Raw genomic sequence first — 13,689 nt, forward strand, 5'->3', positions numbered from 1 at the left:
GCCTTGATAGCTGCTTTTTTGTTTTGTTATAACGGTTAAGCCGCCGGTAAATCTCCCGGCCCTTTGGTAGGAAGTTGCGTGGTTCCCATCAGGAACATATCAACACTTCTTGCTGCTTCCCTGCCTTCAGAAATTGCCCAGACAATTAAAGATTGCCCACGGCGCATATCTCCTGCTGTAAAAATATTTGGAATATTGGTTTGGTAGTTATTTTCGGCTTTTATGTTGGTTCTTTCGTCTACCTCCAAACCTAATTTTTCACTCAGGGTCTTTTCTGGCCCGGTGAATCCCAGGGCCAAAAGGGCCAGGTCACACGGCCATTCTTTCTCGCTTCCGGGAATTTCCCTTAGCTGAGGTCTGCCGGTTCCGGTATTTACCCATTCCACTTCTATGGTTTTAAGGGCCTTCAGCTTTCCGTTGCTATCCTTTATAAACTCCCTGGTGGCAATACTCCAGTTTCTTTCAACACCTTCTTCATGAGAAGAAGTAGTCTTGAGGGTAAAAGGCCAGTAGGGCCATGGGCTGGCATCTGTACGGGTCTCTGCCGGCATAGGCATGATCTCGAAATTTGTTACAGATTTTGCACCGTGCCTGTTAGAAGTCCCCACACAATCTGATCCTGTGTCTCCCCCGCCAATTACAATTACATGTTTATCACGGGCGTTGAGGGCTTCTGCTGGTTCGGCCTGCCCGTCAACTACTTCATTGTTTCTTTTAAGGAACTCCATAGCCTGTACCACTCCCTGTGCATCTGCTCCCTCAATGGGTAGAGGTCTGCGCTGAGTGGCACCGCCGCATAAAATTACCGCATCAAACTCCTTCAGCTTTACCACATCATAATTTACTCCAATATTGGTTCCTGTTTTGAAGGTGATGCCTTCCTCTTCCAAAACATTCAACCTGCGATCTATCACCCATTTTTCCATCTTAAAATCGGGTATGCCATATCGCAGTAATCCTCCTGGTTTTTTATCTCTTTCAAAGACTGTCACCCAATGTCCTGCCCTGTTTAGCTGCTGCGCTGCTGCCAAACCTGCCGGTCCAGATCCTACCACCGCCACTTTTTTACCTGTGCGTACTTTTGGAGGTGCAGGTTGTATCCATCCCTCTTTAAAAGCACGTTCAGGAATGTACTTTTCCATCAATTCTATGGCTACGGGCGATTTTATAATCCCCAAAACACAAGCCGATTCACAGGGTGCGGGACAAAGCCTGCCTGTAAATTCGGGAAAGTTGTTGGTGGAGTGCAGAATTTCTGAAGCCCGTTTCCAGTCATTCTTATACACTGCATTATTAAAATCGGGGATGAGATTACCAACGGGGCAGCCGCTGTGACAAAATGGAATTCCGCAATCCATGCAACGGGCGCCCTGTTCCTGGAGCTCCTCGTTGTTCATTTCCTGAGTGAATTCTTTATAGTTCTTAATCCTGTCTTTAACGGCAAGGGTTTCTTCTTCTCTTCTATTGTATTCTAAAAATCCTCTTAATTTATTCATTTCAGGCTGTTTTTAATTCCGTCTGGGCATTTCTCAACTTTTCTTCTTCCAAAATCTTCAGGGCTTTTTTGTATTCCACAGGCATAACTTTTATAAAGCCAGTAGCAGCAGTTTCCCAGGCTTCCAGTATTTCTTTGGCTACATCACTTTGGGTATAACTGTAGTGATTCTGGATGAGCGTTTTTAATTCTTCCAGGTTTTCTTCGGAAGGTTTCTCCAAATCGATCATTTCCATATTAAAGTTATGGCTGTCTACTTTATTGTGAGGGTCGTAGATATAGGCTACTCCGCCGCTCATTCCGGCAGCAAAATTCCTTCCGATGTTCCCCAGTATCACTGCAACGCCTCCGGTCATATATTCACAACCATGGTCGCCAATTCCCTCGATAACTGCCCTGGCACCCGAGTTTCGGACGCAAAAGCGCTCTCCTCCAATTCCATTGATGTAAGCCTCGCCGTTTGTGGCACCATAAAGTGCAACGTTTCCAATAATGACATTCTCATTTGATTTGAAAGTTGCGGTTGAAGGTTTTTTAACTGATAATGTGGCGCCACTTAAGCCTTTTCCGAAGTAATCATTGGTATTTCCTTCTACATTAAGTGTAAGGCCCCGGGTGGCAAATGCACCAAAACTCTGGCCTGCAGCTCCCGTGAAATTAAGGGTAAGGGTGTTTTTTGGTAAACCTTTGGCCCCGTGGATTTTTGAGATCTCGTTGCTGATTATAGCACCTGTAGTCCTGTTGATATTTGTAATAGGAAAATCCAGCTTCATCTTTTCTTTCCTGTATATGGCCGGATGTGCCTGCCTCAGGATCTCAAAATCTAAAACATCATCAAGGCGATGGTCCTGCTGCTTTGAATTGTATAAAGTCATGCTTTCATCAATATCCGGCTTGTACAGGATGTTAGAAAGATCTATTCCCTGGGCTTTGTAGTGCTCTATGGCTTTGTTCATATCCAGTTTCTGGCTTTGCCCCACCATTTCATTAATGGTTCTATAACCCAGATCGGCCATGATTTGCCGTAGCTCCTGTGCAACAAAATACATGAAGTTGATCACATGCTCGGGGGTACCTTTAAAGTTCTTTCGCAGCTCAGGATCCTGGGTGGCGATTCCCACGGGGCAGGTATTTAAGTGGCAGGCACGCATCATAATACAACCCGAAGCTACCAGTGGTGCTGTAGAGAAACCAAATTCTTCGGCTCCCAGCAGGCATGCTATGGCTACGTCTCTCCCTGTTTTTAACTGTCCGTCACATTCCACTACAATCCGGCTTCGCAGGTCATTGAGGAGCAGGGTTTGCTGCACCTCGGCTATTCCCAGTTCCCATGGGAGTCCGGCATGGCGCAGAGAAGTGAGGGGGGCGGCTCCCGTACCACCGTCATAACCCGAAACCAGGACCACATCTGCTTTGGCTTTTGCTACCCCGGCTGCAATAGTACCTACGCCAACTTTAGAAACGAGCTTAACGTTGATTCGCGCTTCCCGGTTTGCGTTTTTAAGATCAAAAATAAGCTGGGCAAGATCTTCAATAGAATAAATGTCGTGGTGTGGCGGGGGTGAAATAAGCCCAACATAAGGGGTGGAATTTCTCGTCTTTGCGATCTCCTGATTTACCTTTGGGCCAGGTAAATGTCCGCCTTCTCCCGGTTTTGCACCCTGGGCCATCTTGATCTGGATCTCCTGTGCATTGGTGAGGTAGTTGATAGAAACACCAAACCTTCCTGAAGCTACCTGCTTAATGGCCGAATTTCTCCAGTCGCCATCGGGGCTTTTGTGAAAACGGCTTTCATCTTCTCCTCCTTCGCCCGAATTACTTTTACCTTTCATCCGGTTCATGGCGATTGATAAATTCTCGTGAGCTTCTTTGCTGATGGAACCAAAAGACATCGCTCCTGTCTTAAACCTTTTTACAATCTCGGTCCACGGTTCTACTTCTTCTATAGGTACCGGGTTGAGATCTATGAATTTAAACATTCCCCGAATTGTCATGAGGTTGCGGGTTTGTTCATTCACCAGCCTGGAATATTCCTCATAGCTCTTTGGGTTATTTTGTTTTACTGCCTGCTGGAGCTTTGCAACAGTGGCGGGGTTAAACATGTGTCTTTCCCCGTTTCTCCTCCATCTGTAATCTCCACCTATTTCGAGATCCATACCCTTTTGATCCTCTGCCGGATTAAAAGCTTTGCGGTACCGCTTCTGAATTTCTTTTTCAACCTCATACAGGCCTATTCCTTCTATACGGGTAGGCGTACTGCAGAAATACTTGTTTACAAATTTTTTGTTGAGCCCCAGGATCTCAAAGATCTGTGCCCCGCGGTAGGAGTGCAGGGTAGAGATCCCAATCTTATTCATGATCTTGATGATTCCTTTTCCCACTGCAGTATTGAAGTTTTGAACGGCAACTTCGGGGTCTGTCACATCCAGCTCATTCTTTTCTACCAGGTCATAAATGATCTCATTTACCATGAACGGATTGATCGCACTGGCACCATAGCCAAACAACAACGCAAAATGATGAGGTTCACGCGGTTCGGCAGACTCTATTACAATCTCAAAGCCAGATCTTTTATGATGTTTTTTTACGGTGTGATGCACGTATGAACAAGCCAGTAGCGATGGAATGGGCGCCAGGTCTTTATTGGTATTGCGGTCTGAAAGTATGATGATGTTACATCCATTGTCAACCGCTGCGGTGATCTCAATGATGATCTCATCCAGTCGCTCTTCCATACCGTTAAGCCCTTTATCAGCCTGGTATAGGATGGGGATAGAAACAGCTTTAAATCCGGGGATGTCTATATATCTGATCTTGTCAAGGTCTTCATTAGAGATCACAGGATTCTGAATGCGGAGTTTTTTAGCATGTTCAGGCGTTATCTCAAAAAGGTTCCTGTCTTCTCCTAATGAAAGGCTGATGTCTGTAACAATTTCTTCCCTTATTCCGTCCAGGGGCGGATTGGTCACCTGTGCAAATAGCTGCTTAAAGTAATTGAACAAAAGCTGCGGCTTGTCTGAAAGTACTGCAAGCGGCGTGTCCGATCCCATAGAACCTATTGCTTCCTTTGACAAATTTGCCATGGGGGCAATGATGGTATTGATATCTTCCTGGGTATAACCAAAAAGTTTTTGTCTTGTTTTGAAATCGGTTTTTTCTACAGGAGTTTTATTTCCGGTGTAGGGAACATTAGAAAGCGGAAGTAAATTTTCATCAAGCCACTGCTGGTATGGTCTTTCGGCTACAATCTTACTCTTAACTTCTTCATCTTCAATGATCCTTCCTTCATTCATATCTACAAGAAACATTCGGCCCGGTTCAAGACGCCCATGCCGTGCCACATTTTCGGGGGCTATTTCAATGACTCCTGTTTCCGAAGCCATTACCACGTACCCATCTTTGGTTACGGTATAGCGCGAAGGGCGTAATCCATTCCTGTCCAAAAGGGCTCCAATGTAGTTGCCATCTGTAAAGGGAATAGAAGCGGGCCCATCCCAGGGTTCCATGATACACGAATTGTATTCGTAAAATGCCTTTTTTGCGGGGTTCATCACAGGGCTTTTTTCCCATGCTTCAGGAACCATCATCATAATGGCTTCGGGCAGGGAGCGGCCGGTGTGTAAAAGAAGTTCCAGCACCGTATCCATAGAGGCAGAATCTGACTTTCCTTCAGCAGTAACAGGAAGTATCTCCTTAATATACTCTCCTAAAAGGTCACTTTTAAAGAGCTCTTCCCGGTCTTTCATTCGGCTTAAGTTACCCCGCAGCGTGTTGATCTCTCCATTGTGGCACATATATCTAAAAGGTTGTGCGAGATCCCAGCTCGGGAAGGTATTGGTAGAGAATCGCTGGTGTACCAGGGCGAGCTTGGTTACCAGGTCGTGGTCATTAAGATCGGTATAGTAAATATTAATATCTTCGGGCATAAGCAGCCCTTTGTAAATAATGGTTGTTGTAGAAAGGCTGGCTACATAGAAGTGAAAGGAATCCGAAAGAGAAGATTCCTCTACTTTGTGTTCAGCTATTTTACGCGCCGTGAAAAGTCGGGCATTAAATTCTTTTTCTGAAATCTCCTCATCCTTGCCAATAAAGATTTGCTGCACATTGGGTTCACTAAGGGCGGCAACACTTCCAAGGCAGGATTTGTCTACCGGCACTTCCCGCCAGCCCAGCATTTTTAAATGCTGCCTGTTTATCTCTTTTTCAAAGATCTCCTTTACAATTTTACGCTGGTTGGCCGCAGGTGGTAAAAAGACCATTCCTACTGCATATTCTTTGGGGTTGGGGATCTCAAAATCACATACTTTTTTAAAGTAAGCGTGTGGGATTTCTATTAAAATACCCGCACCGTCTCCGGTTCTGCCATCTGCACTCACAGCACCGCGATGCTCCAGTCTCACCAGGATGTTAAGTGCTTTATGAATAATATCGTTTGTCCTTTTGCCCTTTAAGTTGCAAATAAATCCTGCGCCACAATTGTCGTGTTCAAATTCGGGGGAGTAGAGTCCCTGTTGCTTCATTCTCATATAGATCTCCTTGGAAAAAAATTACTGAATATCCAGCAAAATAGCCATTTCTGTAATAATAGAATAACTAAATTTCTATTTTAATACATTAAATAGTGATTTGAGAATATAAATCAATTAAAATGATAAATTAGAAATATAGTGGAATCATATTAAGAATTATGCAATTCAAAATGGATGAGATTTTTCTGCGGAAGGCTGGGGAATTGCAAAGAAATAAGACGGGGTTAAACTGAAGTAGAGCGCGTCGTAACCGGAGATTTACAGATGTCCAAAAATGGCATTTTTGACTGGTATTTTTTGTAACAGACCTAACCTGATAAATATCATGGTTTTAGCCTAATGTTTTTACGACTTTCAGTCTTTCCCGGTCATCCAGCATTTTTTGATGGAATATAAAATCTACATAGCAGGAGGAATTGTGACAATTCTCGTTGTGGCCCTGTACTGGATCCTTATTAACAGGAACAGCAAGTAGACCTACGGCTTTTTCCCCTTCCTGTTTCAAATTACCGAATCTGGAAAAGATGGCAAGAGGCAGGACTTTGTGATAAATTTCACCAATCACCACTAACCAATAACTAATTGAGGGAACTGGGTAAAAACCCGTAATACTTTTTAAAGGCTACCGTAAAATGCTGCGGATTCTTATAACCTACTTCATAAGAGGCTTCAGAAACCGACATTTTCTCATGGGTGATAAGCTCTTTCGCTTTTTCCATGCGCAGCCCGGTGATGTACTTAAAAATTGTGGTGGAATGCACCTTTTTGAAACACTGTTTGAGTTTAGAGGTGTTGAGGCCTGCTATGGGAGCAAGTTCGTTGATGGTGAGGTTTTTTCTGAAGTTCTTTTTTATGTGCTCCTCCACCCGTAGAATCCCTGTATATTCCTTTTTTGGAAGGTGATCTTCCTGTGAAACACTATTTTTCGCGCCATCGTCTACCAGAAAACTCAGTAACATGGCGGTAATTCGGGCTTCGAGGTAAATTTTTTTAATATGTCCGCAGTAACGGCAACTAATTATTTCTCGTATGTGTTGCTGCAATTCTACCGGAATAACCCGGCTTTCTTCCCACAACAGGAACGGGTGGTCTTCTTTAATTCCGTCTTTTAATGAAGATAATCCGCTGTAATCGGGGCCCATGATCTTCCGAAGTAATTTTTCTGTAAACAGCACTTCAAGGGTTTTCCGGGAAGAAGATTTAAAGTTCAAACAGCCCTGGGGCCTGGGCAGGTAAAAGATATTGAAATGGCCTGCAGGTATAGAGATCGCAGGAACAGAAGGATCTACTGGACAAAAATTATAATCCCCCTCCAGTTCAAAATGCAGTTTAAAAAGAGGCGAATTTCCCGAAATATTTATTGAATAACCTGCCGAAGCTTCCAGGTCCTGGGTAATTAAACAAAAGTGGTCCAGGTGCAGCTCTTGTATACTGCCTTTAACAGCCTCCCTGTCAATAATGAAGGTTTCTTCACTGAATGCATCGGCGCAAAAATCTTTGCTGAAAGTCTTTACTACAGCATTTTCTTCAAAAAAAGAACTTTCTAACCTGAATTTCATTTGTCTTGTCGCCTGACTTCCTTTTAAATAATCTCGCTAAAGGGCCGGGGTGGGCACATTATTCTTTTCACGTAAGTAAAAATTCCTTTTGCGTTACCCAACGGCAAGCCTCTCCCTTTACTTTTGCCAAAGGTAATTATTTTTATTAAATCTAAATAAGCACATTCTTTTGAAATCTGCATCTTCATATATCTGGTCCGTTTTCTTCTGCTTTTTTTCGGTGGTAGTATTTGGCCAAACAGCTAAAAATTCCGTGGAAAAGGCCGGGCGGGAAGTTAGTGCTAAATATACTGTTTCGGGTTATTTAAAAGATCACAATGGATATTCTTCAGCCAATGTTGAAGTTATTCTCTCAAATACTTCGGAAGAATTCAAGGCCACATCAAATTATTCCGGTTATTATGAGATTTCAGGGGTGCCTTCAGGGTCATATATAATTGAACTCCGGAAGGATAACCACGTTGAATATGGTGAAGTGATCATTGATGGGGAAGACGTGGTGCAGAACTTTCAGATTAAAAATAAAGGAGATTATGAACTGAGTGAGGTGCTTCTGAATGTAGAATCTGTAAAATCTGAAATTGAAAAGAAAGGTTTTGCGGTAAATGTCATAGAAACAGAAGAAGCTGCGGTAAGAAATATCCAGACCAACGAACTCCTGAACAGGAGTGTGGGGGTGAAAATAAGACAGGGTGGTGGTTTGGGTTCTTCTGTAGACTATAACCTCAACGGGATGTCTGGTAACTCAATCCAGATTTTTATTGACGGAATCCCGCTTTCGTCTTACGGTTCTTCCTTCGATCTTAGCAGCATTAGCCCCAGCATGATAGAACGTATTGATGTTTATAAAGGCGTGGTTCCTGCCGAGCTGGCTTTTGATGCCCTGGGTGGTGCCATAAATGTCATTTTGAAAGATGATTTTAGAACCCAGATCAATGCTTCAGTCTCTTACGGCTCATTCAATACTTTCCAATCCAATTTCAATGCAGTTTACCAGGCAGAGAATTCCGGGTTTTTTGTGAAAGCTTCAGGATTTTACAACCATTCCGATAATGATTACGAGGTTTGGGGAAGGAATGTTTACAACATTCTGCCCAATGGGAAATATGATTATGTAAAGGTGAAGAGGTTCAATGATGAATACTCTTCCCGTGGCGGAATTCTAGAAGCAGGTTTCAAAAAGGTCAATTGGGCCGATAAATTTTCTGTGGGATATACGGCTTCAGATTCTTACAACGAAATTCAGCATGGTGCATACATGACCATCCCTTACAAAGGAAGGTTCATGGAAGCCGAGGCGGGTATTGTGAACCTCACATACGAAAAGTCTGACCTTTTTATTAAAGGGCTTGACCTTAATTTTCACGGTATATATAACGAGCGCAAAAGAACTATAAATGATACCGTGACCTGGACCTACAACTGGTCTGGTGAACTTAGCCGCGACCGAAAGGGAGATCCTATACCGTCGCAGCGTGGAGCACAGCAGGGAGCGCCTACCATTGCAAATATTTACCGGGATATTTACTCTTTTAGGGGCGGACTTACTTACTCCTTTAACAACAACCACAAAATTGGCCTGCACCATGTGCTTTACAATATTTCGAGAGAGCAGAATGATGAGCTTTGGAACGGGATAAGAAAGAACTTTATTGAAACCCGTGAGCTTGAAAAGAATATTTCCTCTTTTTCTTATGAGTCGAGATGGTTCAATGATAAATTAAAGGCCAATGTCTTCGGAAAGTACTACCAGCAAAAAACCAGGCAAATGGACCCAGGTGTAGAAACCATTGACGGGGAAGAGGTGCGGGTAGAGCATCACTTCAGTAATAATTTCGATTATACAGGATACGGGATGGCACTTTCTTACCTGGTGAACTCGGGCATTGCCATCTTAGGTTCCGCAGAAAAAGCCCTCAGGCTTCCTACCGATAACGAGATCTTTGGGGATGTAGGAGAAAATGTTGCCGAAAATTCAGGACTGGAACCCGAACAAAGCAATAATTATAACCTCGGATTCAAAATCGGACCGTATAAAATTGCTGAACACAGCGTCTCTCTCTACGCTTCCGGGTTTTTAAGGGACACACGCGGTATGATTGTAAGGGAACCCCAAATGACCTTAAATGATGCACAACAAACTGCTCCTTTTGTAAACCTGAGAGGAACCGAGTCTAAAGGCTTTGATGCAGAACTGAATTATATTTTTAAAGATAACCTCAACCTGCTGGTCAACCTGTCCAAATTCAATACCAGGATGAGTACAAAGTATGATTCTAATGGTAAAGTTCTGTTTAACTACAACGTGCAAATACCAAGTGAACCGTTCTTTACTGCCAATGCTTCGGTCCGGTATTCCTTCAAAAATGTGTTTCAGGAGGAATCTTTACTAAACATCTATTATAACTATGCTTTTGTTGACTCCTTTTACAATGTATGGGTGGTGAATAAAAGGAGCGGACTTGAAAACTCGATGGTCCCCGAACAACATATACAGGATGTGGGATTGAGCTACGTTTTTCCAAAAAAGAATCTCGTTGTGAGCTTTGATGCCAACAACGTATTCAACAAACAGGCTTATGACAATTTTGCCGTGCAGAAGCCGGGAAGAGCCTTCTATTTAAAACTCAATTATTCAATCAATAAATTCTAAATTATTAAACATGAAAAATAGATTTACAAGACTATTTGGTTATACCGCTGTAGTTGGACTATTAAGCCTGTCTACGGCATGTAGCAGCGATGATGATTCCTTTTCTCCAACGCCTGAACCTAACCCTGAACAGGGCAGGTGGCTTACCATCGCTGGAGCCGTGATGGACGAAACTCCTGGTAACGGTAATGGCGGAACCGTGCTTTATTCTATTTCAAAAGAAAATGCTGAAGATCCCAACTACGCGATCAATGTTTTTGATAACGGTTTCCAGGTGAGATCTCAAAGAACAGCGAGATTACAATCTTCGGTAGATGGTTCTACTATGTTCAACATTGCTTACGGGGGTGACAATGGAGGTGAATTCTCAAAGTACATCGTTAATGGAGGTGATAACTTTGAACCAACAGGAGGCCTGGTGAATATCTCACAATATGCAGGGACGTCTCCAAGATGGGTAAAACTTTTTGACGGAGACAAAAACGGGGTAGCCGTTAGTGTAACCAGCCCTATGGTAAATGATGGGGACACTTACGAGTACACAAGAGGTACAGCGACCATCGTTACCATAGATATGGAGAACGTTGAGATTTCCAATAACATATCTTTTGAGCTTCCACTGCCTGCAGAGGAAGAGGCAGCAGGACACCATATTTTTAGGTTAGATACACCTGTACTTAACGCTGCGGGAGATAAATTGATTATTGGTACCTGGATGGGGAAAACAGATCCTGCTACAGGAGAACGCGACGCCAACGCCTATGAAAGACTTGGTTCTAAAGCGGTGGTTGTAGATTACCCGTCTCTAGAAAATCCTAAGATCATTACTTCTACTGTAGGATTTGGTGACACCAGCGGTTACCGTAGCTTTAACAGCTTTTTAGCCGAAGACGGTAATATTTACCAGGCTACCCAAAGAGATCCGGGGGGGTCTCATATTCTAAAGATCAATACAGATAATGAATATGATAACAGCTATGACTTTAGCCTTGATGAAGCCCTTAACGTTACAGGTTCATACATCCAGAGCTGGAGATATGTGAAAAATGGTATTGCTTATGTAATGTACACCCACGAAGATGCAGCGTATACAAGTTTTAGTGACCGCACTCAACAGAGCTTCCTTGCAAGAGTAGATCTTAATGCCAAAACTGCACAAAAAGTAGACCTGCCTTATGAGCCAGATATGTACTTCTTCCAGTACCAGGGCTTTGTGGTAGATGGAGATAATGTTTATGTTACTGTTTCCCCGGTTGGGAAAGACGGGAATATCTATGTTATTAACAGTGTAACAGGTGAAGTGACCAAAGGGGCGCAACTGCTTAACGAACCAGGAAACCATTTCATCGGAGTGTTTTAATTTTGAATTAGCTTATCATATCTTACTCCACAGTTCCGGCTACAGCTTTTTGTTGTATGCCGGAACTTTAAATTTCTTTCAATGAAGAATAAAAAGAAAAAATACGGCATTAGAAAGTTTCTCAATGACGTTCATCTATGGCTTGGCCTTGCCAGTGGGATCATCCTTTTCCTGGTTTGTTTCAGCGGAACTGTACTCACTTTTGAGAAGGAAATTAAAAATGTTTTTGCTGAAGATTTCAAGGTCTCGGGTACGCAGGCTATGGAAATTGAAGCACTCACTGAAGTATTGCAGCAGGAAGGAGAGGTCTCTTCGGTAAGTATTCCTGCTGAAGCCGGGAAACCTTGCGAATTCCGGGTAAAGACATCTCCCGAAGATCGTCGCGGCACCACCTTCTACGTAGATCCCTACACCGGAGATTACATGCAGACCAAAAAGTCTTCGCTCGACGATTTTTTTATGTGGAATTTCAGGATGCACAGATGGCTGCTTTTAGATTCGGCTATAGGACGCCCCATTGTGGGAATAGCCACCATTATCTTCTTTATTCTTTCCCTGAGTGGCGTTGTACTTTGGTTCCCAAAAAAGCTGAAGTGGAAAAACATGAAGAGCGGCTTTAAGATAAAAACCTCGGCCAACTGGAAACGCATCAATCACGATCTTCACAATACCCTCGGATTTTACGCCTGTATTGTATTGGTTATCATGACCCTCACCGGACTCTTCTGGAGTTTTGAGTGGTACCGCGAAGCAGGGAGTGCAGTTTTGGGTACAAAAGTCTTTAACAGGGGCGGAGGACCTTCCTTTACTTCCAATGAAAATATAACTGATGCCGATGAAGCCTCAATAGCCTCTATCTACAACATTTCTTCGGAAGAGCTCAACTATGAAGGCACCACCACAATTTCGTTCCCTTCCGAAAGGGAGCAGGTGTACAAGGTGAGAAAGACCAACGATAATGGCTGGTCTCCTGTGACTTCAGATCAATTGGTGATAGATCGCGACGGTACAGTTTTAAGCAAAGAGATCTTTAGTGAAAAACCATTTAATGTACAGGTGGCTTCCCTCATCAAACCTATCCATACAGGAGAGATCTTTGGAACTTTTTCCAAGATCATCTATTTCCTGGCCTGTCTAATCGCGACCACATTGCCCATTACCGGTACGCTTATATGGCTTAACAAGATGAAAAAGAAGAAACCGAAGAATAGAGCCCGGAAACAAGAGGAAAGAGTCAAGACTGTTACGGAATAAATTTTTTCGGGTTTCGGTTGCCAGTTGTCAGTTGTAAGTTTGTGGAGTCCTGATTAGAGTTGACCCTTTTTAGAAGTTGGATGATTCTATTAACTCCCGCACCGCATATTTCTCCCACTGACCACGGAGCACTGGACACTTCTATTTTTGTCCTTCTAACTTCTACAATCGTACTTTTACAGGGCTATGAAAAAGACCTTCAGCTACCTGTGGCCGCTCACCAAAAAATACAATTCCAATTACAATGGAAAGCTGGAAGTCACCTGGATCAACGGGCGCAAGGTGCTTGACAGCAGTAACGCCAATTATTCTTACGGTGCCCTTCAGGAAGTACTTGACCACGGTTTTGCAGAAGTGCGTGCAGATCGTGCTTCCCCGGTGCTGCTTCTGGGCCTGGGAGGCGGTAGTGCAATTCCCCTGCTTCGGAACAAATATGGCTACTACGGGAAAATTACTGCCGTAGAACTCGATGCTGCCGTTATAGAAATTTCCAAAAATGAGTTTAATATAGAAGCACATCAACCCCTCGAGTTGCTGTGTGCCGATGCTGAAGCCTTTGTTGCCTCTTCGCAACAGCAGTTCGGGTTTATAATTATCGATCTTTTTCTGGATCTCAAGGTGCCGGCGCAGTTCTTTACCGATGCTTTCTGGAAGCATGTTGCAGCATTATTAACGGCAGATGGGAAAGTGCTTTTCAATGCCGGAATAAATGAAGCGCACCAGGAACAGATCGACTACCTGCTCAAAAATGACACTTTAGGCATCCATTTTCAGAAGAAGGAAAATGTCTACGGTAGTAACACCCTGCTGCTTGGGGAACGAAAGTAAAGCTGAAGCCT

8 protein-coding genes are annotated in these 13,689 nt (G+C 43.4%); 4 read left to right on the plus strand and 4 right to left on the minus strand.

Annotation, left to right across the window (positions count from 1 at the left end):
- Nucleotides 1-35: 35 nt before the first annotated feature.
- The 4 genes from V5739_RS09480 to V5739_RS09495 form a co-directional block, all read right to left on the minus strand.
- Nucleotides 36-1,496 carry a glutamate synthase subunit beta gene (locus tag V5739_RS09480; RefSeq protein ID WP_423817959.1) on the minus strand — a complete coding sequence of 487 codons (1,461 nt, stop codon included), beginning with the start codon at nt 1,494-1,496 and terminating at the stop codon, nt 36-38.
- Nucleotide 1,497: 1 nt separating this feature from the next.
- Nucleotides 1,498-6,021, minus strand: coding sequence for a glutamate synthase large subunit (gltB, locus tag V5739_RS09485; protein WP_423817960.1), 4,524 nt, complete (start codon nt 6,019-6,021; stop codon nt 1,498-1,500).
- A gap of 334 nt (nt 6,022-6,355) precedes the next feature.
- Nucleotides 6,356-6,529, minus strand: coding sequence for a hypothetical protein (locus tag V5739_RS09490; RefSeq protein ID WP_423817961.1), 174 nt, complete (start codon nt 6,527-6,529; stop codon nt 6,356-6,358).
- Nucleotides 6,530-6,602: 73 nt separating this feature from the next.
- Nucleotides 6,603-7,583: a helix-turn-helix transcriptional regulator gene (locus V5739_RS09495; RefSeq protein ID WP_423817962.1), complete on the minus strand. Its 981-nt coding sequence runs from the start codon at nt 7,581-7,583 to the stop codon at nt 6,603-6,605.
- A gap of 253 nt (nt 7,584-7,836) precedes the next feature.
- Between V5739_RS09495 and V5739_RS09500 the strand changes: the two genes are divergently transcribed.
- From V5739_RS09500 to V5739_RS09515, 4 genes are all read left to right on the plus strand, one after another.
- Complete coding sequence (locus V5739_RS09500) at nt 7,837-10,236, plus strand: TonB-dependent receptor (RefSeq protein WP_423817963.1); 2,400 nt, start codon at nt 7,837-7,839, stop codon at nt 10,234-10,236.
- A 10-nt stretch (nt 10,237-10,246) separates the two neighbouring features.
- Nucleotides 10,247-11,596: a hypothetical protein gene (locus V5739_RS09505; protein ID WP_423817964.1), complete on the plus strand. Its 1,350-nt coding sequence runs from the start codon at nt 10,247-10,249 to the stop codon at nt 11,594-11,596.
- Nucleotides 11,597-11,677: 81 nt separating this feature from the next.
- A complete protein-coding gene (locus tag V5739_RS09510) occupies nt 11,678-12,850 on the plus strand; it encodes a PepSY-associated TM helix domain-containing protein (RefSeq protein ID WP_423817965.1) in 1,173 nt (390 codons plus the stop codon).
- A gap of 186 nt (nt 12,851-13,036) precedes the next feature.
- Nucleotides 13,037-13,678, plus strand: coding sequence for a spermidine synthase (locus V5739_RS09515; RefSeq protein ID WP_423817966.1), 642 nt, complete (start codon nt 13,037-13,039; stop codon nt 13,676-13,678).
- Nucleotides 13,679-13,689: the final 11 nt, after the last annotated feature.

This window comes from Salinimicrobium sp. TIG7-5_MAKvit (assembly GCF_049569215.1).
Taxonomy (GTDB): domain Bacteria; phylum Bacteroidota; class Bacteroidia; order Flavobacteriales; family Flavobacteriaceae; genus Salinimicrobium; species Salinimicrobium profundisediminis.

Bases quoted from the DNA above. Each gene is read 5' to 3' on its own strand.
- V5739_RS09480 (WP_423817959.1), bottom strand. From the start codon at position 1,496: ATGAATAAATTAAGAGGATTTTTAGAATACAATAGAAGAGAAGAAGAA.
- gltB (WP_423817960.1), bottom strand. From the start codon at position 6,021: ATGAGAATGAAGCAACAGGGACTCTACTCCCCCGAATTTGAACACGAC.
- V5739_RS09495 (WP_423817962.1), bottom strand. From the start codon at position 7,583: ATGAAATTCAGGTTAGAAAGTTCTTTTTTTGAAGAAAATGCTGTAGTA.
- V5739_RS09505 (WP_423817964.1), top strand. From the start codon at position 10,247: ATGAAAAATAGATTTACAAGACTATTTGGTTATACCGCTGTAGTTGGA.
- V5739_RS09510 (WP_423817965.1), top strand. From the start codon at position 11,678: ATGAAGAATAAAAAGAAAAAATACGGCATTAGAAAGTTTCTCAATGAC.
- V5739_RS09515 (WP_423817966.1), top strand. From the start codon at position 13,037: ATGAAAAAGACCTTCAGCTACCTGTGGCCGCTCACCAAAAAATACAAT.